This window comes from Vibrio sp. FF266 (assembly GCF_041439695.1).
GTDB classification, from domain to species: domain Bacteria; phylum Pseudomonadota; class Gammaproteobacteria; order Enterobacterales; family Vibrionaceae; genus Vibrio; species Vibrio tasmaniensis_A.
Genome location: NZ_JBGOOO010000001.1, coordinates 390,918 through 414,167, shown reverse-complemented (window position 1 = coordinate 414,167; position 23,250 = coordinate 390,918). Strand labels below are relative to the sequence as shown.

Here is a 23,250-nt window from a genome sequence, read left to right as displayed (position 1 = left end):
GGTCAAGATAAGGTTGCGATAGCAATCTTATCAACCAGTTAGCTGTTTTTCGTTTTTTTCGTCGTCACATCTCCTCTGATTTCGTCAATGCCATTCTCCATATTATCAATGCCTTTCGGCTACATGGGTCGGCTTACTCCAACGCACGCCATCTCATGTGAACAGCAAGGGCATGTTCTTATCGCTTTGCTCCTTATCGGGGCGGTGAGTGGCGGCATCCTATAGACCAAGTTCAATAACAGCAGTTGAAGTCGAACTCTTAAGGCGTGTGCTTGACCACGTAAAAATCCGTAGTCTCGAACTCGTTGTCGCCCTTTGGGGAGCACGTGCTGCAAAATGAGCAGCAAGAACTTGAGAGTCGGTAAGGTGCGTGTTCGCCATGCATTGGTTTGGCTCTCTTTATAGCGGAACGTGACCGTATCATTAGTGATATGGATGATGTCTTCATCAGGCAATACACCACGATAGAGATAGCGCGACAAATAGTTGAGCGCCGACTGACCATAACCAACCTGCCTACAATCGACCGCCCATTGTTTGGGAGTTGATGGTCGCTGAACAGCTTCGCAGATAGCGACAGCATCATTAAGGTCGTTCTTTCCCTTCGTTCGATAAGGCATTACGTATTTAACAGCCATAATGCGGGCGTCGTGACCGAGTGTATTGAGTGTTCTTGCCCAATAATGTGCACCACCACACGCTTCAACGCCTATACGCACGAGTGGCATATTTGCTATTGTAGTCAGTAGTTTAGAGCGGGTTACTGACTTATGAAGTAAGACTTTACCATTTTGGTCTACGGCATGAAGGCTAAAGTGGTTTTTAGCTAGGTCGATACCGCAGAAATAAGAATAATCAGACATGGTGCCTCCGGTGCAATTAAGTACCACATAAGTGTGGCAGATACTCGGAAAGGGGGAATCCATGTCATTCGTTATACGTTTCCGGAGGATTTGACATTGGAAGAACTAGTTCAGAAATTAGCTTCAATTGATGAGCTGGAAACTTGGAAGCAACATTGCCAAGGTTACAGTTCCCAAGAGAAGAAAGCTGCGTTCGAGCGTGCTCAATCGCTGTGGATTGCCAGAAAAGTGTCAGAGAATACTCTCTATCTTCATCCCGAAGTTATCTCAGATCTTCAAAAGCAAAACTGGCTTCCAAATGATCTGCAAAAGCGCATGATATGGGCAAGTGTGTTGGCTTCTGGTGAGGGTAGCGATAGTAGACAACGTTTCAAGTCTATCAAAGCTAGCTTACTTAAGAGACATGGTAGAGATTGGTGGGAAGATGTCTATAAACGTCAAAAACCTGCATTTGCAGCTAAAGAACGTATTCGTAATCAAACTGCTTCAAACGGTGCTGCTGTTAATATGCTTATGGCAAAAACTCACTTATTCGGTGATATTGCTAGAGACCAAATACACAGTGCATTGAGCATGGTTCCTAAGTGGTAAAAAACGCATAACAAATAAGGATTAAGGTGTTGCGTAGCCAACACTAAATCCCGAGTGTTGAACAAGCCCGAAGCCACTTTATTAAGTCAATTGTACGATTGAACTTGAAGGGCGCACCGCTTTGAGGCTTTTCTCAAGGCGAGCGAGGCCAAGATAAGGTTACGATAGCAATCTTATCAACCAGTTAACCATTTTTCGTTTCTTTCGTCGCCACACCCCCTCTGTTTTCGTCAATATCATTCCGTTTACTTTCCTTGCTCATGAATAGCAGTTGGACTATTATTTGTACATTATTTTGTACTTTTGGAGTTCGATATGAGCCGTATTCATCTTGACCAAGATATTAAGCCCCTTTCTGAGTTTCGTGCTGGTGTAACCTCATTTATCAAGCAAATTAATGAAACCCGTCGCCCGCTCGTAATAACACAGCGTGGCAAGGGTGTTGCTGTTGTCCTTGATGTTGCTGAATATGAAGCAATGCAGGAAAAAATCGAGTTGCTTGAAGAAATGAGAGCAGCTGAGACGCAACTCGCTTCTGGTTTAGGAGTGTCTAATGAAGATGCACGCGCTCAAGTTTTAGGGCGAATCAAATAGTGGAAGTAGTTTGGTCTCCATTAGCTCTTGAAAAGCTTGGTGATGCTGCTGAGTTCATTGCATTAGATAACCCCGTTGCTGCGAAAAATTGGGTTAACGCAGCTTTCGATAAAACTGAATTGCTTGGAACTATGCCAGAAATGGGGCGAATGGTTCCTGAAATGCCACATACACACTACCGCGAGGTTTTGTTTGGTCACTATCGTATTATCTATAGTCTGGGGATTGAAATTCGTATTCTAACTGTTCGTAATTGTCGACAGACTTTAACTGAAAGTGACGTGTAAAACTGCTGTATAACAAGGATTAAGGTGTTTCGAAGTCAACACTAAATCCCGAGTGTTGAACAAACCCGAAGCCACTTTATTAAGTAAATTGTACGATTGGGTTTTGGAGATATGCTTATCTCCCAAACCATTGCAGAGCGTTAAATGGTAGGTCACCACAATCTGCAGAGGAAAAGTACATTGAAGTTAACGAATAAACTCGTACGTTACCCGCACATTGATGTTGATCGTGCGTTTGAAAAAGAAGCTGAGTTATTGCAGCAAATACAGGCGGGTGAGATTGCGCAAGCCTTAATGCTTTGGCAAGCAAAAACGCCGACACTCGTTTTGCCTGCGGGTAAAAAGTGGCCTGTGACACTAGAGTCTAGAAAACAACTCGCGGCACAAGGTTGGCAACTCACCTCGCGTAAAACAGGTGGCGCTCCCGTTCCCCAACTACCGGGGATCATTAACCTGTCGCACATTTACCATTGGCATCGTGATGAAGCCTACAACATCCAAAAAGCGTATCGACATTTATGCGATATCTTAACCCTGTTTTTTAAAGAACTGGGCATCGATGTGGATGTACACGCAACCCCCGGCTCTTATTGTGATGGCGACTACAACCTCAATATCAATAAACAAAAAGTAGTGGGTACTGCGCAGCGTGTATTGCTTAAACAAGGAGGTGGCCAAATCGTACTTTCGCAAGCTTGTATCTTGTTAGACGTCGACTTAGAGAACATCGTTGCGCCCGTGAATTTTTATAATCAAATTTGCGATAACCCGACCGTGGTGGATGCGCAGGTTCATACACTGTTGTCCGCGCATTTGACGAGCCTTCCCAACGTAGACTCACTCTTTCAGCGGTTAAGCCAAGCTTTCATCAAGTATGCGTAATGTCTTCCTTTCGCTAACACCAGTTAACTTGTCGGGTGGATGAACCATTTCAATTCCATTTAAACAATTGCTGGAGTTTGGTCGTAACCACATCCGACACTTTGGGTTGTGGGGCGCTCCTAATTACGGAGCACTCATTGTATCTGAGTAGTGAGCGTGGCATTAGCTAGAGCTTTTTTGCAAGTAACTGGTCAAGAGTCGTCACCAGCTTCTGATTTTTCTCCGTATTTAATGCATCAGCATGAGGGTCTTTAAATAGCCCTGAGTCATTATCAAAATACTTCCCAGAAGCGTTAGAAAACTCTTCCGATAGTGCCGCTCGGCATAAGATATCAGCGCCAATCCCTAAGTCATTACCTTCTAAACCATACGCATCTTTAACCAATTTACTGCCAAGAAATGAGGCCGGATTAACGGGAATGATTAGAGGCCCTTGATCTCTTAATTGGTGCGCAAGATGGATTGACCACATCGTTAACGCCAACTTACTTTGTGCGTAGATGGGGCCATCTAAAGCGTCAGGATTTGGGCTGACAAGTGCCTCGAGATCGACCGATGACTGAGCGGCTGAAGATAGATTGACGATGCGACCGTTGGCATCAAAAAGTGGTAGCAGCTTTTGAGTCAGTAAATAAGGGGCAATGGTGTTCACAACAAAACGTACATCAAGGTTGTCTGAGGTGGTGACTTCCGAAACCTTGTAGACACCAGCATTGTTAATGAGTACATCGAGCTGTTCATGCTTCGACTTTATTTGGTTGGCGAGGGCTTTAACTTCAGAAAGAGAAGAGAGATCAGCAACATAACTTTCGATAATCGCATCCTTGGATAATCGAGAAAGGCCGGTTTCTACTTTGCTGAGTTTTGTTGGGTTACGTCCATGGATAAGGATGTGATGCCCTTGTTGGGCTAACATTTTCGCGGTCTCTAAACCGATACCATCTGTCGCACCTGTAATCATGATCTTTTTTCGCATCTTCCTTCCTTGAATAAAGAGTCCGGACAACTTTTATAACAAAGTTTGATTGCACAAAGTTTCTACTACTTCACATGCTGAGATATAGAAAGTACGGATGTGTATTGCTATTGAGAAACCGTGAAACAAGGGTGTGGTTTTTCATTTTATTTTCTTGATATCGAATAAAGCTCAAATCAAAAAAGCCTCAACCAGCTTAATGGTTGAGGCTTGGTCGTATTAGCCTTGTTTCAGCCTATTTAGGCCAGTTTGACGTTGTAATTATTATACCTAAGAGCGGCTTAGTGAGCGTGCTCGTGTGAATCTTGGTACAACTCAGCGTCGACTTCTTCGCCTTTGTTTGGGCGAGGAACAATCTCAAAAGAGGTATCCGCTTCAGTCAATGAAGACAGCAATTTGTTCAACGATGTTTTGTCTCCTTTCACGCCCGCTTGGCCGTCTTCTAACAGTTTTCCAAGGCTTGTTTTCTTAAGCACGATATCAGACACGTCAGACTTATTGATGATCAGTGTTGTATCCGCATCTTGCAGTTCAGCTACTTGAATGTTGTTGAGGTTGCCGTTCGACATCTCTACGTAATAGAACTCTTTCACGTCAGGTAATTGGATATTCATGGTAAACGGCGTGTCTTGCGCCTTCAATGAATCCACTTTTACCGCTAAGTAATCCAGCAAGTTTTCGATGGTCATGTTCGCCAAGACATCCGGAGAAGCCGTTTTTGGTGCGCCCGGTTGTGTGCCGATACGCAGTTCTTGAGCACCCGTTAGGTAGATGTTTCTCCACCCTGCGCCTTCTGATTGGTAGCCTAGCTGTTCATAAGTATCGGCCAATAAGCCGCGTGCAACTTTGTTCTCTGGTTCTGCTTGGACAACCTTGTTCAGTGCCGTTGCAACGAAGCGATATTCGCCTTCTTGGAAATCTTGCTGTGCTTTCTCAATCACTGCGTCACTGCCACCCATATATTCAACAAACTTAACTGACTCTGGGTGAATTTGTAGTGGGTTCAGATTGGCTGGGTTCATGTCGAAGTAACCAAGGTACATGTTGTACACCGCACGAGCATTGTGAGAGTAAGTACCGTGGTAACCATTGGTGTGCCAAGACTGTTGAATGCTGTCTGGCATGACTTTGTAGATCTCGTCGCCAATGTCTTGCAGAACAGCACCATTGTTCGCTAGGCGAAGTGTTTGGTTATGAGTAAAACCGTAAGCGTCACGCTGCATTTTTAGGTAGTCAGAGATTTCTTGTTCGCCCCAAATAGGCGATGAGTGAGAGGCAAATAGCACCTCGGTATCTTCACCCCAAGTGACCAACATCTCGTTGATTTTCTTAGACCACTTCAAGCCATCACGTACTTTTGCACCACGCAATGTGTAGAGGTTGTGCATGCCTTGATACGTTAGCTCACCAGTCCAAAGTGCCTTCATGCTCGGAATGTAGGTCACCATTTCTGATGCCGCTTCAGTGCCTGATGCATCCATGAATTGCATCTCTAGGCCGTCGATAACTAGCGTTTCAATTTCTTCGTTGTGGTTAAGTTCGTAATCCGGCAATACGTAAGTGATGGTGCCAGTCGACAAGCCTTTCGCGAGTGCCGCATCCACAATGCCGTGCTCATGACGATTTAGTGTTGCGCCATATTGATAAGCGGTACGACGAGACATCGCATTACCCGCCAGCACGTTTTCGTCGACGATTTCTTTAGTGATGTTTTTAGAACCGTACACTTTTACGTCTGGGTAAGCTTCTTTGATTGCTCGTGCACCACCAAAGTGATCGGCATGTGAGTGTGAGTAAATCATCGCTACGACAGGTAAGTCGCCACCATCAGGCACGTTGTTCTTGAAGAACTTTAATGACTTAGCCGCGGATTCTTTTGTGAGAAGAACGTCGTAAGCAATCCAACCATTGTCACTGCGGATGAAAGAAATAGACGCCAGATCAGCACCACGAACTTGATACACCTTGCCTGGGACAACTTCGTATAAACCTTCAGCAGCTTGGTTCAGCACGGCTTGACGCCAAAGTGAAGGGTTCACTGAATCGGGCGCTTGATCGGCATTGTTCACGCTAGGGTCGATGAAGTTGAAGCTGTTACGAATAATATCGCCAGTTTCTTGATCGAAGCTCGCAATCAACCCTTTGTTGTTATTGTCGAACGCGCGAGTGTCTTCGAAGTTCAGCGTTTTCGCGAATTCTTGGTTTGCTTTCGTCGTCATCTCGGTCGCGTCTTTGCCACCCTGATCGCCGATATCGCTAAAGTGTGCGTGGTCATGGTTAGCTGCAACAGCAGGAAACGCAAGAGAGATTGCTAGGAACAGTGATGCATTTTTGAAAGTGCGTGATGGAGTCATAGGAGCCTCTTCAATTCGGGATTTCGTTTCGTTGAGGAAATTATATGCCTAAGACATATAGCAAAAAATAAAGTAAGCTTTAGTTAACACATCACGATTGGCTATGTATTGAGTCGTGCAATGGTTAGGGAACGAAGATAAAACCTGACCTATGATTGATTAAGAGCACATTGACAGGGAGAGTAACGGTGAGCGACATGGAAAAGTTGGATTTAAATCTACTGAGCGTGTTCTTAGAAGTGTATCGATTAAAGTCGATCACGCTTGCATCAGAATCGCTTGGTATGACTCAACCTGGAGTCAGTGGCGCTTTGAAACGGCTGCAAGCACAATTGGGTACAGACCTTTTTATTCGAGAGGGTAGAGGTATAACACCGACCAATGCAGCGATGCAGTTGGCGTTACGTGTAGAGCCCGCATTGGACGGGATAACTAGCGCGGTCAGCACGCTAAAGCAGTTCGATAATCAGCAGCATCATGTGTTTCGAATTTTGGTCAACGAGATCGGTTTAACCAAGCTTCAGCCTCTTGTGGAAAAGGACGACACGCTTGGTAACATCTCAATTGAATTCAATATGGTGCCAAGCAATGAAGAAGATCTGCTGCAGAGTTTGAGCATGCAGCAAGCCGACTTAGCGATCGATATTCACTACCCACAAGTGAATGGCTATATGAACCAGCAAGTGATTGAAGATGAGCTCGTGCTGATCGCCAAGAAAGGGCATCCAAGGATTGATGGATCGGTAACGGAAGCGCAGTATTATCATGAGAAACACATCACCTTCAGAATGCGTCGCTCTCACCTTTACACCGCGGATTACTTTACAAAAAATCCGATACAGCAGCGAAAAGTCAGTTCCGAATGTGATTCATTAATGACGATGTGTGTGTTGGTCTCTGGCTCCGACTGTGTTGGTAGTACATCTAGAGGTTTTGCTAATCAGTTTGCGGAGCGATTCCAACTGCAAGTGCTCGAGCAACCTTTTGAGGTCTTGCCGATGAAACAGTATATGATTTGGCATAAACGAACAGACTTAAACACGGCACATCAATGGTTAAGAACCAAGATTCAACAATACATGACGAGCTCTCAAAGTTGTTAACGATTCAATGAAAAACGGCTTCCATTTGGAGGCCGTTTTTGTCTCTGTTACTTGAGGGTTTTAATTAGGTTTTTGGGGTTCAATCAACTTATTGTGCGCGTTTCTGACGAGCTGTTTTGAACATTTTCATTGGCGACATACCTGTCACCAACATGGTGCCTGTGATAACCAGAATTGAACCAACAATCGTATTGATGCCAATTGCTTCATCTAAGAATAAGTTACCCCAGAGAATACCAAATACCGGAATGATGAAGGTTACGGACAGGGCTGAAGGTGCGCCGAGTTCAGAGACGAGATTGAAGTAAAGTAGATACGCTAACCCAGTACATACCGCGCCTAATAAGATAACCGACGTAGTGATCGTAACGTCGGGTGTTTCTCTCATTGGAATAAAGAATACAAATGGCAAAACCAACAACACCGCAGCCCACATGCTGCCATGAGCATTGTTGAATGCCTCAACTTTAGGGGCTTGTTTCGTATAGTTTGACGCTATTCCGTAGCTAAAGGCCGCCATCACTGCTGCAAAGATAGGAAGCATAGCCTCACGGCCAATGTTCATCGCATTCCAACCGACTAACACGCCAACTCCCGTTACCCCAATCCCAAGTCCCAATAGAACTTTCGCCTCGAGTGCTGTTTTGGTCCATATTGCACCAATGATTGCCGCCCATATTGGCGCGGTAGAGTTCAAGATGGCGAGTGTCGAGGCGTTAAGTGTCTGCGCGGCATAAGCGAAAAGCAAAAAAGGAAGTGTGGTGTTAAACAGCCCGAGAATGAAGAAGTGTTTAGCGTGATCATGAAAAGAGAGCTTCTTTTTTAAATAGAAAGAAACTAAAAGCAGAGTAAGTGCTGCAAACAGAACTCGCGCTTCAATCAAGACTGCGGGCCCTAATGGATTGGCCGCCATTCTCATGAAAAGAAACGAGCCTCCCCATATAGCCGCAAGTAGTATCAGTTTTAAAAAGCTCACAGTTTGAATCTCAGATTGTGTAAAACACCGACTATGGATCAAAGCTATGTATTGCACAAATTTAGATGTTAATACTGTGCAGCTAATTGTTGGCATTTTGATAACGGAACTGACTATTAAATAGGAACACTTTTGATGAATTATGTTCTGTTTATCCTTCCTTGTCTGACGAGTAATCTAGTGTCATATGTAAACATTAGGTGATAAAAATGAAGATCGAACACATCGCAATTTGGACCAAACAACTCGAAGTGCTTAAACGTTTTTATGAGGATTACTTTGGTGCAACGTCCAACCAGAAATATCACAATCCAAGCAAAGGCTTCTCTTCATATTTCTTGTCTTTTGAAAGCGGTAGTCGCTTAGAGATCATGGAAATGTTCTCTGTCCCTGAATCGAAAGACGATATCTATGACCAGTTCACAGGCTTCATTCATATGGCGATATCACTAGGTTCGGAACAAGCGGTCGACCAACTGACTCAACGCTTGGTCGAAGACGGCTATGAGCGCTTAGATGGCCCAAGAAGAACAGGTGATGGCTATTATGAGAGCTGTGTGCTCGATCCTGATGGTAATCGTTTGGAACTTACCGTTTAATGTAGAGACTTAATTGAGTTACTCATCTACTAACGGAACTGAGGTATGACAATGATGAAGCTTGCTGTGACTTTCCTTTTTAGTCTTGGGCTTATGGGATGTGCTACCTCAGAACCGGTGTATGAGCAGGAGACGGACTCGAAACCTGAACCATCACAACCCATAGGTTACCTCGGTTTTAAAGCTCACCAAGAGTGGGCCATTCAATTTAACGACTGTACGGTCTATGATTTAACAGGCGCACAACCTTACCAGTGGTTTGATCGCACTTCAGCCTCTGTGAGCTGTTATACGTTTAAGTCAAACGATGCTATCAAGACTCTGTTGGTTTACTCCGATGCTGATTTCAACAGCAATAAACTCACTCCAATTGACCGTTTTCAAGAGTTGCAGGTATCAGAATCAGGCTGGGGCATTTTTCCTGCCGTCTACGAGACCAACGGCACCAATTGGCTGAAAGTCAAAGAGGGTTGGATTCACCTCACACTAGCCGATCAGACTTTGGTTCAGTTCTATCCCGGAACTCAAGACCAATCTAGCAAACACACACATGATCAATATTTTGAAGAGCACTGATCGTAACGCTGACTTTTGATTAGTCTGTAGTTCGATCAGGAAAAGATCGTTTAGTCATTGCTGAAACCGGTTTCAATCTGTATCTTTGCTTTTATTGAAATCGGTTTCAGGGCTGTAATGAGCTCTCTAATCCTGATCTTTTTCACGAATAACTTGTAGCGAGTAATGGTATGAACAACGAATTTCCGAACGATTTTTTATGGGGTGGTGCGGTTGCAGCACATCAACTAGAAGGCGGCTGGGATGCGAATGGTAAAGGTGTCAGTGTTGTTGATGTTTTAACAGCGGGCGCTCATGGTGTACAACGTCGAATCACTGACGGCGTGATCGACGGCGAAAACTACCCAAACCAAGTCGCTGTTGATTTCTACCATCGATACAAAGAAGACATTAAGTTATTTGCTGAGATGGGCTTTAAGTGCTTCCGAACCAGTATTGCTTGGACGCGTATTTTCCCAAATGGCGATGAAGCCGAGCCGTGTGAAGCGGGTTTAGCGTTTTACGATGATTTGTTTGATGAGCTGTTGAAATACGATATTCAGCCAGTGGTAACACTGAGTCACTTTGAAATGCCTTACCACCTAGCTAACGAATATGGCGGCTGGATGAACCGAAAAGTGATCGATTTCTTTGTTAAGTATTCAACTACGGTGATGGAGCGATACCAGCACAAAGTGAAATACTGGATGACGTTCAATGAGATAAATAACCAGATGAATACTTCGGCAGATATCTTTGGCTGGTTATGCTCTGGCGTGAAATTCCCACAGTGCGAAAAGCCGCAAGAAGCAATGTATCAAGCGGTCCACCACCAGTTTGTGGCAAGTGCTTTAGTGGTTAAGAAAGGTCACGAGATCAACCCAGATCTTCAGATCGGTGCGATGTGTGCGATGGTGCCTTTCTACCCTCGTTCTTCAAAGCCAGAAGATATCATGGTGGCACAGCAAGCGATGCGTGATCGTTACTTCTTCTCGGATGTGATGGTGCGTGGTCACTACCCAAATTACGCTAAGCGTGACTGGGCAATCAAAGGCTTCAATATTGAAATGCAGCCAGAAGATGAGCAAATCTTGAAAGAAGGTAAAGCGGATTACTTAGGCTTTAGCTACTACATGTCGAATACCTTGGATTCTTCTTCGCATCAGTCAACCGAAGAAGCGATGGACGGCGGTCATGAGAACTCGGTCGATAACCCATTTATCCAGTCTAGCGATTGGGGCTGGCCAATTGATCCAACAGGTTTACGTTTCTGTTTAGCGTCTCTGTATGAACGTTATGAAGTGCCATTGTTTATTGTTGAGAACGGTTTTGGCGCTGTTGATACCATTGAAGAAGATGGCAGCATTAATGACGACTATCGCATTGCTTACCTTGGTGACCACATCAAAGAGATGAAAAAAGCCGTAGCGATTGATGGCGTTGACTTGATGGGCTACACCCCTTGGGGCTGTATCGACTTAGTTTCATTCACCACGGGCGAGATGAAAAAACGCTACGGATTCATTTACGTAGATAAGCACAACGATCAATCTGGCTCACTAGAACGCAAACGCAAGAAGTCGTTCGAGTGGTATAAAGGCGTGATTGCATCTAACGGTACCACTATTTAGAATGCATTTCCCAGCGCAGTTATGTGAACTGTGAGCTGTCATTTTGCAATGAATTAGTCGGCCTATGTCGGCTAATTTTTTATAAAGGAAAAGAAGCGAATGGTAACCATGCTTGATGTCGCGAACCGCGCAGGCGTATCTAAATCGACCGTTTCTCGTGTCTTAAATGGCAAGAACATCGTGCGCCCAGATGTGGTGAAAAAGGTATTCGATGCGATTCAAGAAACAGGTTATCGACCGAACTTGTTGGCCCAGCAATTGGCGACCAAGAAGACCAATTTCATCGGCTTTGTAATCACTAATGAGTTGTTCAATGGCCCTTACTTCTCTTCCTTGATGTATCACGCGGCTTCTTATAGCGAAAAGTCGAATCACCAGCTGGTGATCACCGATGGTAAACACAGCGCAGAAGACGAAAGAAAGGCGATCAACTTCCTGCTGGATATGAAGTGTGCGGGCATCATCATCTATCCACAGTGCTTAACCGAAAGTGAGATTGCAAAGGTCATCGAAAGCACAGACACACCGATTCTGGTACTCAACCGAGAAATGCCGTCGAAGCCTAATCATGCCATTACCACCGACCATTACCAAAGTGCTTGCTTGATGGTGGAACACATCATCGAGCAGGGTCATACAGAGATTGCGGTTATTCGTGGTAAAGCCGGTTCTTCGACAGATGAGCTGCGTTACCAAGCCTATCAAGATGTGCTAACTAAACATGGTATTGCATTGGATGAGGCCAAAGTTGTTCAAGGTGATTGGACGATGGAGAGCGGTTATCATGCGGCTCAGGCTCTGGTAAAAAGCAAAGCAACATTCACCGCTATCTTGTCTGAAAACGATGACATGGCGATTGGTGCGATTAAGGCGTTAACCGAACTTGGGTACTCATTGCCTCAAGATGTTTCTATCGTTGGTTTTGATAACAGCAAAGTGGGGGCGTTTTTAACGCCAAGCTTAACGTCTGTCAGTGTGCCATTAGAGCAAATGACGCAAAAGGCGATCCTGCAAATTGTCGGTGAAACAGAGCAAGCGACCACCATCAATACCACTGGCAGTTTGGTGTTACGTGATTCGATAGCGAAGCTAAATTAGCACCGTTCGAATTTCATATTTCACCTACAAAAAGTGACGAGCTGCGCATCTCTTAAACCAAGCTCAAACACTCCTTATTCACTGTTATTTAGATGTGCGATATTGCGTTTTTTGGTCGATGAATTGACCACCATTAGTTAAGTAATGTGAAACTAGCTAAGTAATATGAAAATAGCTGAGTGATGCGAGAACAGGTAAGTAACGTGAAAACAGAAAAACAAAAAATGCTAGCAGGCGAACCTTATCAGGCTTGGGATAAAGAGCTTTATGCCGCTCGTATCGAGTGTCGTAAGGTGCTTCAAAAACTCAATAACAGTATTCCTGACACTCCTGAATGGGAAGCGGCAACGCAAGAGCTCATTCCGGGCTGTGAAAACGCGCATCTAGAACCTCCATTTCGTTGTGACTACGGCTCGAACATCAAGCTGGGCAAGAACTTCTACGCTAACTTTAACTGCGTGATTTTGGATGTGGCTGAAGTGACCATTGGCGACAATGTGCTGCTTGGTCCGAACGTTCAAATCCTGACCGCAGGTCACCCACTCGATGTGAAAGGCCGTGTAGAAGAAGGCGTTGAGTTTGGCACGCCAATTAACGTTGGTGACAATGTTTGGTTAGGTGGTGGTGTGATCATCTGCCCTGGCGTGACCATTGGCGAAAACAGTGTGATTGGCGCGGGCAGTGTGGTAACTAAAGACATCCCAGCCAATGTGGTTGCAGTCGGTAACCCATGTAAAGTGCTGAAATCGATCGATAACGGACAATAATCAGATGTAAATGACGAAGCCCGAACCTAGGTTCGGGCTTTGTTTTTTCTATCCTTGCTAGATGCTAGATGCTAGATGCTAGATGCTAGATGGAACAGCTTGTTGTGCTTGCTTCTTATCTAACGCACCACTGAATCGAGTCAGAACAAGAGCGATCAAAACGATCACAGCACCTACCCAAGGGGTGTTCATTAATCCAGATTTCGCGACAATCAAACCACCGCCCCATGAGCCTAATGCAATACCGACGTTGAAGGCTGCAATGTTCAACCCAGAAGCGACATCGACGGCGTCAGGTGTGTATTTCTCAGCCAGTTTCACAACATACACTTGTAGTCCTGGAACGTTACCGAATGCAAATGCACCCCAAACCAAAATGGTAGCAACAGCTGCATAAGGGTTTACTGCGGTAAAGTTGAATACCACCAGTACTGCGGCTAAACCAGAGAAGATAACGGTTAGCGCTTTAATCGGCCCCATCTTGTCAGCCATTTTTCCGCCCCAGATGTTACCTACCGCTACTGACACACCGTAGACCAACATGATTAAGCTGATTGAGCTCGAATCAAACCCTGATACGTTTTCCAGTATTGGAGCAAGGAACGTAAACGCTGTGAATGTGCCGCCATAACCCAGTGCTGTGATAGCGTAAACCAACAGTAAGCGTGGTTGAGTTAGAACCTTTAGTTGTGCCGAAATCTTCGCCGCTGGTGGTTGCTTAAGGTTGCTTGGAACCAAGATAGCGCTACCGATAAGAGCAACAAGGCCAAGCAGAGCAACGATCAAGAAGGTCGCTTGCCAGCCGAAGGTTTGGCCGATGTAAGTACCCAGCGGTACGCCAGTCACCAATGCAACTGTTAAACCCGTAAACATGATCGCAATGGCACTGGCTGCTTTATCTTTTGAAACCAAACCTGTCGCGATGGTCGATCCAATCGAGAAGAACACACCATGGGCGAGGCCGGTCAAAATTCGTGCGGCGATCAGCGTGTTATAGCCTGGAGCTTGCCACGCCAATAAGTTACCAATGACAAACAATGCCATCACGGTTAGCAATACCGCTTTACGATTCCACTTTCCGGTTAATGCCGTTAATACTGGTGCGCCAATAGCAACGCCAAGCGCGTATAAACTGACTAATAGGCCTGCCGATGGCAGAGATACATTTAAGTCGCTCGCCATGGTAGGAATCAAGCCTACGATGACAAATTCTGTGGTTCCGATGGCAAAGGCGCTGAGCGTCAATGCAAGTAATGCTAATGGCATAATCATCTCTCTTACTGTTCTTTGTTAAATACCGAGCGCGATAAAATGGGGCAGCTTGTGACTGCAATAGGAGCGCTTCGTTTGATGGCGAGGATTATCTAGCAAAATATATTTGTGAAAAATGCCACCATTAACAAATAACCTTTGTGAAATTTGCAATAATTAAAGAGTTAGCCGATCATTGGGTTAAGCTGATGAGATCGAAAAGACATAGATGATTTGAGCTGTGATGAGCACTAGCGAGATGACATTAAACAAAATGAAGATAGCGAAGGAGCCTTATGTTAACCCGTTCAGATGATTTAGAAATGGTACTCACCGTTGTCGATGCTGGTGGTTTTTCTGCGGCAGCAGAGACGTTGGATGTGCAAGTCGCCAAGGTATCTCGTTCGGTGAGTAAGGTTGAGTCGCAACTCGGCGTCTCAATATTCAACCGAACAACGAGACGCGTGGAATTGACGGAGGAAGGGCGGCAGTTTGTCGATTCAGTCAGGGTGGGATTACAAATGATCCAGAGCGCGGAAGAAGAAATCGTGTCGCGCGGTGAGTTGCCTAAAGGTCGTTTAAGAGTCGATGCCGCCAGCCCATTCGTATTCCATCAGCTAGTGCCGTTGGTGCAGTCATTCAAAGAGGCTTACCCAGACATTGAGTTGGAACTCACTTCCAACGAAGGCTTCGTTGATCTTCTCGAAAAGAGAACCGATGTTGCGATTCGAATCGGTAAGTTGTCCGATTCAACATTGCACGCTCGACCGTTAGGAAAAAGTTTACTCCATATTGTGGCGTCACCTGATTATCTCGCTAAGCGTGGGCTACCCACCAAACCTGAAGATTTGAGTTCGCATCAAATTGTGGGATTTGCGGGTAACAAAGTGCTTAACCATTGGCCTTTACCAAACCAAAGTGACGTCGTGCCTACTGTGACAGCCAGTAATGGTGAAACCGTGCGTCAACTAGTCTTAGCTGGAAATGGGATTGCTTGTCTGTCGGGGTTTATGGTGCAGGAAGATATGGCAGCAGGGCGTCTAATCCCTATTTTGGAACAAGACAAACTTGCCAACACAGACCGAGAGCGAGTGAATGCGGTTTATTACAAGTCGTCCTCTGTCTCTAAACGTATCTCGGCGTTTATTGATTTTATACAGCCCCGTTTGAGCTTGTAGGGAAGAATGAAACACTCTTTAGCAGCACACAGCCAAACCGTTATTTGAATCGTTTGAGAACGGGTATTCGTATCAATGTTTAGAGAGCACATATTGTTGTATTGAGATTCGATAGGTGGATGTGATCTCAATAGCGTTTACTGACTTTCAGTGTTTAAAACCCACCCGCCCAAGCATCGAAGTCATCAATATTGTCGAGTTCTTGCTGGCTTCTTGGCGCAGGGTAATAAGGCAAGGCTAACCTTTGAGCGGAAGGTTGCAGTTCCCAATCGGGCGTAATCTTAAGTCGGGTTAACTCATCGTTGAGGCGCACAAACATATAGTAGCCATCGGCATGGGTATTGGCGTAACTCGCGATTGTTGCGATATCACCAGAAGGTAATTTTACGTATCGACCCAGTGGATAGAGCTGGTGCAATGCGAAACTCACTTGGGGATCTTCAAGTTTGCCTTGCTTAAAGCGTTCTAATCCGATGGCGGTTGAAGTAGTGCGCGGCTTCCACCCCGTGAGGAACAATCCACTCAAGTTATCTTGGAACGGTTTACCCTTTCGATTGCCTTCATTGGTAATGAATTGAACCGTCAGCGTGTCTCCAGATTCTTGCAGAATTTCTAAAAACTGTTCACCAGTGCGATCGACCAAAAGCTTCATAATATCCAGCTACCATCAAGAATGAGAGACGATAAAGGGTACTACTTTAGGGGAGGCTTGTGTAGAGACGGTAAAGCTTACGTCGCGTGAACAATGTTTTCGGTGTTGATCCTTTCATGCCCTTAGAGCAACAACAGCTTTAACGCTTACGTAAGTAATGAGTTTGCACTATCTCATCAAGGTACGTCGTGACGTCTTTCAATGTAAAATCGACGGGAGATACTAAGTCACCAAATAACGGGGACCCACCACCAAGCACGACAGGAATGGTCGAGATGATCAGCTCATCAATCAGGTCTTCTTTGATGAAGTTTTGAATGGTGATGCCGCCATCAATGTACAAGTTCTTTAGGCCTTTGTTATTCAAATTCGCGACAATCTGTTTAAGCTCGCCCTTCATCAAAAATACTTTACCTTCAAGCTCTTGAGGTACTTCATTTAAAGTGTTGCTCAGTACATAGACTGGCTTGCTGTAAGGCCAATCAATGCCAAAGCTCAACACCATGTCCATTGTATTACGTCCCATGACCAGTGCATCGATATGATCAGTATGAGCGTTGTAACCCATGTCGTCACCGTCTGGATTTGGAATCGCTTGCAGCCAATCTAAGCCACCTTGCTTGTCTGCAATGTAACCGTCAAGGCTGGTTGCGATGAATACAATATTTGACATTTTTAACTCCGATATCAATGAGAAACTTGGCATCTACACGGTAATAAATTAAAATATTCTACAGTGTAGAAATAAAGTTTAAGAGGTGACGGTATGACTGTCAAGGATCAGAAACGAGGTCGACCAAAGAGTGGATCAAGCCAACTCAGCGCAGAGAGAATTCTCACTATTGCTAAAAGCATGATGCGAGAGAGTGGCAAAGTGCCAAGTGTTCGAGGGTTGGCGACGGAACTCGGGGTCGATGCGATGGCTATATACTATTACTTCAAAAACAAAAACGATCTGCTTGAGGCAATCACAGTTTCTTTGATTGAAGAAGTGGCACAGCCAGAGCTGAATCAAGACTGGCAAGATAACCTATATCGGCTCAGTGTGAGTTACTTGTCGATGCTCAACGAATATAGAGGCTTGTTAGAGACCTTATTGACCATGAAATCCCTCGGGCCAATGGAAGTATTTAGTGAACGCTTTGAAGCGGTGTTGAGCCCGTTAGCGTTAACCGATGAGCAAACCAAAAACGCGCTGGATTTGCTGGTGGATTATTTACACGGCTACGCTTTGGCGTTGAACTGCAACCCAGACCGAACTGAACTCACCATTGAAATGGTCGAAAAGCCGCTGAGTTTATACTGTTTAGCACTCACTCAACTTAAGTGATCTGTAGGCAATTTACTGACCTTTAAATTTATACTGGATAATTACCTATAAATTTCAGGCTTTAGCAGTAATAATCAATGAATAGATCGGAATAGCTTGTTCATTGAAAAGCTGTCCGGAAAGTTTCTAAAGACGCCATCGTGAAAAGGAAGTCAGATACATGCCTGTGCTCCAACGCATCAGTTTAACGTTAATCTTAATCGCCGTTTTAGGTGGGTGTTCTTCACTTCCTGAAGGCATCGATCATCCAACAGAACCGCCAACCTCTCCTGCACCTAGCTCTTTATCGGTTCTAACCAATGAATTTCAGCCTGAAGCTTTAGAGCAAGGCACCACTGCGGTTCGTCTGCAAGAGTCGGGTTGGGATGCTTTAGCACAGCGATTAGCGCTGGTCGAAAGTGCCGAGCACACCATCGACATTCAATACTACATCTGGAACTCTGACGAATCGGGCAGCTATCTCGCGAGCCGTTTATTAGCCGCGGCTGAGCGTGGTGTGAAGGTTCGCGTAATGCTGGATGATATCAACCTTAACGAACGTGAAGGTTTGCTGTCGGCATTGGATGCGCACCCGAACGTCGAGATTCGTATCTTCAACCCAACACCAACACGTCGCGGCTTCAGTAAATGGCTGAGCTTTGTCGGTGATTTTTCTCGCTTAAATCGCCGCATGCACAATAAGTCGTTTACCGTCGATGCCACCTTGTCTGTGGTGGGTGGGCGTAATATTGGTGATGAATATTTCGACCTTTCTGATGAAATCAATTTCCGAGACCGCGATGTATTAGTCATGGGCTCGCTAGTTAACACCATCCAAACCAGTTTTGTTGAATACTGGAACAGCCGTTGGTCTTACCCTGTCGATATGCTGGGTGATGACGAGCAACCTGATCTCTCGAAGATAGATAATATTGTCGTTCCGCATTATCAAAATTATCCTGAATTACCATTAGATCGTAAGGCTTCTGATAGCTTACTGAAAGAGGTGATTGGTGAGATGACTTGGGTGAATGCGCGCTTTGTTTACGATCAGCCCGTCCCTGAGGACTCAGATAATACCGATGAACCGAAAGCGACCGCGATTCTTCTAGGGAAGTTAGCGAGCGAATCGAAACAAGAGATCTTGTTGGAATCGGCTTACCTTGTATTCGATGATGGTCAGCTTGAAGAGTGGCAGGTATTGAACAACCAGGGGGTTGAGATAAAAGCGCTAACGAACTCTATGGCGTCTAATGATCTGGTGACGAATCACTCCGCTTATGCGGGCAGACGTTACGACATGCTGGAGCATGGTATTGACCTGTTTGAGCTAAAACCAGAATCTAAGCTGTGTGAAGCTTCGACTCAAGACGTGTCTAAATGTGCGCCTGAAACGGCCTATGGCTTGCACGCTAAATCAGTCGTATTCGATCGTAGCATCGCGAGCATCGGCTCATTTAACTTCAACTTGCGTTCTACCTACTTGAACACGGAATCGGTTTTGATCATTGAGAATAAAGAGATTGCTGAAACGTTAGCTAACACTATTGAGCAAGCGATGAGTGACGATAATAGCTGGCGCTTGGAACTGGAAGACGGTGATGTGTATTGGTATTCAGGCGAGCAAAGTTGGGACAGCGAACCTGAAACGGGTAAGTGGGAACGAATGCAGTCAGGCTTCCTACAGTTGTTACCGATTGAGAAATATCTGTAAGCTAGCCGCCTCCGGATAAATAAAAATGTCAGCGTATATTACGCTGACATTTTTGTTTGTACTGCTGTTTGCTGTGGTTTGTTGCAAGCTCTTAACGGCTTAACGCTTGGTCAGCTGCTTGCTGTTCAAGTAAGGCAGGATATGCGGGCGAGATTCGCCAGACAGCTTTTGCGTGATCTGCTGTGACCAACTGCTCTGCTTTTGGTTGCTTGAACGGCTTGCGTAGTAGCTCTGCATTGAATCATCGTAGCTGGCAATTTCATCTAGGCTCAGCGGTTGGTATTGGTTTTCGTGCATCACCACGTGAGCTGGAAGGCGAGGCTTCACCTCTGGTTGTTGTGCCGGGTGACCTAAGCACATTCCGAACAATACGGCGGTGTGTTGTGGCAGTTCTAGCAGTTCATCCACTTGTTGTGCGCTGTTACGCAGCCCACCAATATACACGCCACCCAAACCTAGAGACTCAGCAGCCAGCATGCAGTTTTGCGCCATGATGCCAGAATCTACCGCGCCAATCAGGGTCAGTTCAGTAAAGTCGGTTTTCACTTCAGGGTTGATTTGAGCGTGGCGTTGATAGTCGATACAGAACACCAAAAACTCTGCAGCGTTCTCAACGTAAGCTTGGTTACCTGCGTATTCGGCTAACAGTTTGCGCTTCTCTTTGTCTGTCACTCTCACGATAGAAACAGCCTGCAGTAAGCTCGAGGACGAAGCCGCGAGACCAGCTTGAATAATCACATCAAGTTGTGCTTTTTCAATCGGTTGATTTGTATATTGACGAATGGAGCGGTGCCCCAGAATAGTTTCAATCGTGCTGTTCATAACTCTCAGACAGTCCTTGTGATGATGACGTAGAGAATCACAATAACGACAATTACCATGAGCGTAAAGGGTGTTCGAGCCTTTCTGGTTGGCAGAATGATATTCATGAATTTAAAAGGATTGCTGTCACAGCCAATCCTTTTTTGTACGGTTTCTTGCTAGAAGCGAATAACGCTCAAGAGTTCGCTTTAATGGCGAAGAGACAAAGTGATGAAGTGAACTCTGTTGGTCGAATAGCTGCCAGAAGGCTGAAATAGTCCTGAGTCAGCATTAATTTCACCATGGCCTAAATCTTGGTATTGGTAGCTCAATCCTAGATGTAAGTCGTTGGATATCTTCTTCTCAGCGCCGAATCCGATACGCCACTGTTTATCGAGCGGGAGTAACACATCTCTGTTTTGACTGCTTACAGGGCTCGTGTCACCGCTCACTCCGCTGTACAGCAACCAATCCTCGTATGCGTATTCCACACCAACCCCAAGAGAATAGGTGGTTGAGTATTTGTCATCATAATCTTGCCATGTCTCCATGTTGGAGCTGAGTAGAAGGTTTAAGTCTTCATTTAATGAATGCTTCAACCCTAAGTTTAAGCTTCGAACCCATGTTAGTTCAGAGCTAATGCCAAAAGCGTTGGCGTTATCAAGGGAAAGGTCGTGATCAAATTGGCCCTGATAACTGACACCCAATTGTGTGTTGTCACTGATGTGGTGATTGAGACTCAGGCCGAATCCTAGGTCGAGGCTATCTCCTTGAAGCTCTCGACCATTCAATGCTTGAGTTTCAAGCGCAGCGTGCTGCAATATCAAAGAACCACCAAGAGACAGTTGTTCATTGACCTGATATGACAATGACGACGTAAAGTTGAGTGCCGAAATGCTATTTTCTTTGATCAATAAAGCAGGGTGTGCGCCAACGCCGTGTGAGTATTTAACGCCAGTGCCGCCAGCTGCGTGCAATGCTACGCCGACGACCCATTGGTCATTGAGCCTTGATGCGTAAGACAAATGAGGGAGAACATCGGCGCTGCTTCCTGTGGTCGAAGCCGAGTTATCGTCACGGACAAAAGTGGTTTCAACATCGAGGTATTGAACGCCGAGAATCCAAGCGCTTTCTTCAATAGCCGATAACCCCGCAGCATTGGTGATCACGGCGGATGCATCGTTCGCGGTGACGTTTCCTGCGCCGGCTGTGCCAACGCTTTTGGTTGTCGCAATCTGAGATAGATTTAACCCTCCCGCGTGAGCGAGAGAGTTGACTATCCCTGTTACTAACAGAGACAGTGTGATGAAAGGTGTTTTCAAGAATAGAACCTCATTTTCAGTGTATGAGTTATGTTGCTAGCAGCTTGAGCCATGTATTTGGGGAGAGAACGAATTGCCACGAGCGAACATTAAGAACGCCGTGGCAATCGACTTGACCTACTTAATTGCCTTAGTTGGATTAATCGACGTAATTAACTTAATTGAGGCTAGAGTTTTTCAACTTGTGGCAGCGGATACTCATTGTTGAGAACGGCTTGAGTTGGCTCATACAGGCGCATGTGAAGATAGAAGTCATCTTGAGGCGCGGGTAGCCAGTTACACGTTGGATCGGACGGTTTTACGTATTGAATGCATATTGGCAAGGTGCCGTCTTCTGCGTATTTCAGCTCATCTTTACGATTGGTTGAAATGGAGTAGCGTTGAATGAAGTTCTCAACCATGAACAGGTTTTTAGCGTCGTACATGGTCAAAGACCAAAAGGCGTCAGCGGGTGCATCGGCAGGCATGGTCATTCGATATTGATTGTCTCCCGACAGCTGCTCGCCATTCGAGTCCGTGTATCGATTTGGGTAGAGTGCTCGCTCTGGCACATTCAAACCAGCCGCACGCATATTGATGCTCGCTCGGCTCAGGTAATCATTCCCGTAACGGCCTCCCTCGTACATCATCGACCAGCCATTATTGACATCGCCGATGCTTCGACCAGCGTATTGAATGATCTGCTGTGAAGACTTAATCGCGCGCATTAGCCCTTTTTTCTGTGCTGAGGTTAGCGCTTCAGGGTTAAAGGGGGTCGATCCTCCAATACCAATTTGTTGGAATTGATCAACGATGGCAACATCTTCTGGAATCGGGTTTTTACGTAGTTCACGGTCAATTAGCGAATACCACTCTAACCCTTCAGGCCTCGCCATGGGTGGGATACGACCTGTCGAAGCTTTGAGCTCTACGATGTCATGCTCTGCGCCGAGTTGATCGAGTGGGTAGCTGAGGAATTTATCGTGAATAACCAGTGCGTCATTGAGGTCTTGCTCGCCAAACACGCCCGTTCGTTGAATCAACCAAACCATAGGAGTGCGAGATTCTACGACACGATCAATTCCCTCTGGTACTTCACCAGCCCATCCTTTGTTGACCAAAAGCACTTTTGAACCTTGGTCGCCGACATTCTTCACATGCAGATCTTCAATCGAATCTGAGTAAGCATCCAATAGCTGAACAATGTAATAACGGTTATCGGTGCGAGGAATATCAATCACCATTGGACCTGATAAATCCAGATCGTAGTGAGCTTGTGAGTAGAGCGTATCGTTGTTGACGGTCGGTACAATCCTATCCTGAGGTCCAGATAGAACGCGTGTTTTACCCATCTCATTCAATGGTGCCATAGCGTTGTCCATCGGCGCATCAACAGATGTGGTCGTTTGCCTAACCGCAGCCACGGTTAATGGACCCGTACCATAGATAAATGCTTGAACACCTAGATTGTAAGCGAGCTCTTCTTCAGGATTAATAGATTGTTGGGCAAGGGATGGCATCGCGATAATACTGGATAAAGAACACACTAAACTGGTCAGTACACTTTTCTTATAGAGGAGCTTTCTCATAGAACACCTTAGATCGTAGGAACAGAATTAGGCATTTATCATATGAGCAAGTGAGATTAAGGAGTGTAATAGCCGATATTAAGGATGTTAATAGTCTAATTTTACCACTCAAGCATTTGTTTTAGTTAACATTATTTTAGGGTGGTGAAGCGACTCTACGACGTGTGCAGGTAGGGGGC

23 protein-coding genes are annotated in these 23,250 nt (G+C 45.4%); 13 read left to right on the top strand and 10 right to left on the bottom strand.

Translation table 11 applies throughout. From position 1 onward, the window contains the following. Positions 1-119 precede the first annotated feature (119 nt). Positions 120-863: a transposase gene (locus ACED59_RS01810; RefSeq protein ID WP_371692623.1), complete on the bottom strand. Its 744-nt coding sequence runs from the start codon at positions 861-863 to the stop codon at positions 120-122. A gap of 96 nt (positions 864-959) precedes the next feature. On the opposite strand from ACED59_RS01810, the gene ACED59_RS01805 reads away from it, so the two are divergent. From ACED59_RS01805 to ACED59_RS01790, 4 genes are all read left to right on the top strand, one after another. Then, positions 960-1,454, top strand: a complete 495-nt coding sequence (locus tag ACED59_RS01805; RefSeq protein WP_029224069.1) for a hypothetical protein — start codon at positions 960-962, stop codon at positions 1,452-1,454. 315 nt (positions 1,455-1,769) lie between these two features. After that, the gene (locus tag ACED59_RS01800) at positions 1,770-2,048 is read left to right on the top strand and encodes a type II toxin-antitoxin system Phd/YefM family antitoxin (protein ID WP_017097561.1); all 279 of its coding nucleotides are present in this window, start codon (positions 1,770-1,772) and stop codon (positions 2,046-2,048) included. Continuing rightward, complete coding sequence (locus ACED59_RS01795; RefSeq protein ID WP_017097562.1) at positions 2,048-2,335, top strand: type II toxin-antitoxin system RelE/ParE family toxin; 288 nt, start codon at positions 2,048-2,050, stop codon at positions 2,333-2,335. The genes ACED59_RS01800 and ACED59_RS01795 overlap by 1 nt, the downstream gene beginning before the upstream one ends. A 180-nt stretch (positions 2,336-2,515) precedes the next feature. After that, a complete protein-coding gene (locus ACED59_RS01790; protein WP_029223889.1) occupies positions 2,516-3,217 on the top strand; it encodes a lipoate--protein ligase in 702 nt (233 codons plus the stop codon). Positions 3,218-3,383: 166 nt separating this feature from the next. On the opposite strand, the gene ACED59_RS01785 is transcribed toward ACED59_RS01790, so the two are convergent. After that, a complete protein-coding gene (locus ACED59_RS01785) occupies positions 3,384-4,193 on the bottom strand; it encodes an SDR family NAD(P)-dependent oxidoreductase (RefSeq protein ID WP_032499754.1) in 810 nt (269 codons plus the stop codon). A 281-nt stretch (positions 4,194-4,474) separates the two neighbouring features. After that, positions 4,475-6,547, bottom strand: a complete 2,073-nt coding sequence (locus ACED59_RS01780; protein ID WP_017097565.1) for an alkyl/aryl-sulfatase — start codon at positions 6,545-6,547, stop codon at positions 4,475-4,477. 188 nt (positions 6,548-6,735) lie between these two features. Between ACED59_RS01780 and ACED59_RS01775 the strand changes: the two genes are divergently transcribed. Further along, positions 6,736-7,650 (top strand): LysR family transcriptional regulator, encoded by a 915-nt coding sequence (locus ACED59_RS01775; protein WP_017097566.1) that lies wholly within the window; start codon positions 6,736-6,738, stop codon positions 7,648-7,650. 88 nt (positions 7,651-7,738) lie between these two features. Here the strand turns inward: ACED59_RS01775 and ACED59_RS01770 are convergent, their stop codons facing one another. Continuing rightward, positions 7,739-8,626, bottom strand: coding sequence for a DMT family transporter (locus ACED59_RS01770; protein WP_371704974.1), 888 nt, complete (start codon positions 8,624-8,626; stop codon positions 7,739-7,741). 209 nt (positions 8,627-8,835) lie between these two features. Between ACED59_RS01770 and ACED59_RS01765 the strand changes: the two genes are divergently transcribed. From ACED59_RS01765 to ACED59_RS01745, 5 genes are all read left to right on the top strand, one after another. Then, complete coding sequence (locus ACED59_RS01765) at positions 8,836-9,225, top strand: VOC family protein (RefSeq protein ID WP_012600103.1); 390 nt, start codon at positions 8,836-8,838, stop codon at positions 9,223-9,225. Between the two features lie 51 nt (positions 9,226-9,276). Further along, positions 9,277-9,801, top strand: a complete 525-nt coding sequence (locus tag ACED59_RS01760) for a hypothetical protein (protein ID WP_029223891.1) — start codon at positions 9,277-9,279, stop codon at positions 9,799-9,801. Positions 9,802-9,971: 170 nt separating this feature from the next. Next, the gene (locus tag ACED59_RS01755) at positions 9,972-11,411 is read left to right on the top strand and encodes a 6-phospho-beta-glucosidase (RefSeq protein ID WP_017097569.1); all 1,440 of its coding nucleotides are present in this window, start codon (positions 9,972-9,974) and stop codon (positions 11,409-11,411) included. Positions 11,412-11,510: 99 nt separating this feature from the next. Further along, on the top strand, positions 11,511-12,509 hold the full coding sequence (locus ACED59_RS01750; protein ID WP_017097570.1) for a LacI family DNA-binding transcriptional regulator: 999 nt from the start codon (positions 11,511-11,513) through the stop codon (positions 12,507-12,509). Positions 12,510-12,712: 203 nt separating this feature from the next. After that, entirely contained in the window at positions 12,713-13,276 is a 564-nt protein-coding gene (locus ACED59_RS01745; protein WP_004732276.1) for a sugar O-acetyltransferase, read from the top strand. A gap of 78 nt (positions 13,277-13,354) precedes the next feature. On the opposite strand, the gene ACED59_RS01740 is transcribed toward ACED59_RS01745, so the two are convergent. Further along, positions 13,355-14,542, bottom strand: a complete 1,188-nt coding sequence (locus ACED59_RS01740; protein ID WP_029223892.1) for an MFS transporter — start codon at positions 14,540-14,542, stop codon at positions 13,355-13,357. Positions 14,543-14,823: 281 nt separating this feature from the next. Here ACED59_RS01740 and ACED59_RS01735 point away from each other — a divergent pair, with 281 nt between their 5' ends. Continuing rightward, positions 14,824-15,705 (top strand): LysR substrate-binding domain-containing protein, encoded by an 882-nt coding sequence (locus ACED59_RS01735; protein WP_017097573.1) that lies wholly within the window; start codon positions 14,824-14,826, stop codon positions 15,703-15,705. A 154-nt stretch (positions 15,706-15,859) separates the two neighbouring features. Here the strand turns inward: ACED59_RS01735 and ACED59_RS01730 are convergent, their stop codons facing one another. Both ACED59_RS01730 and ACED59_RS01725 read right to left on the bottom strand, forming a co-directional pair. Then, entirely contained in the window at positions 15,860-16,357 is a 498-nt protein-coding gene (locus ACED59_RS01730) for a hypothetical protein (protein ID WP_017097574.1), read from the bottom strand. 139 nt (positions 16,358-16,496) lie between these two features. Then, positions 16,497-17,063: a dihydrofolate reductase family protein gene (locus tag ACED59_RS01725; RefSeq protein ID WP_017097575.1), complete on the bottom strand. Its 567-nt coding sequence runs from the start codon at positions 17,061-17,063 to the stop codon at positions 16,497-16,499. A gap of 60 nt (positions 17,064-17,123) precedes the next feature. On the opposite strand from ACED59_RS01725, the gene ACED59_RS01720 reads away from it, so the two are divergent. Both ACED59_RS01720 and ACED59_RS01715 read left to right on the top strand, forming a co-directional pair. Then, a complete protein-coding gene (locus ACED59_RS01720) occupies positions 17,124-17,687 on the top strand; it encodes a TetR/AcrR family transcriptional regulator (protein ID WP_017097576.1) in 564 nt (187 codons plus the stop codon). 160 nt (positions 17,688-17,847) lie between these two features. After that, positions 17,848-19,380, top strand: coding sequence for a phospholipase D family protein (locus ACED59_RS01715; protein WP_017097577.1), 1,533 nt, complete (start codon positions 17,848-17,850; stop codon positions 19,378-19,380). Positions 19,381-19,479: 99 nt separating this feature from the next. On the opposite strand, the gene nfsA is transcribed toward ACED59_RS01715, so the two are convergent. The 3 genes from nfsA to ACED59_RS01700 all read right to left on the bottom strand — a co-directional run bounded on the left by nfsA (position 19,480) and on the right by ACED59_RS01700 (position 23,071). Beyond that, positions 19,480-20,202, bottom strand: coding sequence for an oxygen-insensitive NADPH nitroreductase (nfsA, locus tag ACED59_RS01710; RefSeq protein WP_012600115.1), 723 nt, complete (start codon positions 20,200-20,202; stop codon positions 19,480-19,482). A 188-nt stretch (positions 20,203-20,390) separates the two neighbouring features. Further along, positions 20,391-21,503: an OmpP1/FadL family transporter gene (locus tag ACED59_RS01705; RefSeq protein ID WP_371704973.1), complete on the bottom strand. Its 1,113-nt coding sequence runs from the start codon at positions 21,501-21,503 to the stop codon at positions 20,391-20,393. Between the two features lie 167 nt (positions 21,504-21,670). Continuing rightward, positions 21,671-23,071, bottom strand: a complete 1,401-nt coding sequence (locus tag ACED59_RS01700; protein ID WP_017097579.1) for a DUF1254 domain-containing protein — start codon at positions 23,069-23,071, stop codon at positions 21,671-21,673. Between the last annotated feature and the right edge of the window lie 179 nt (positions 23,072-23,250).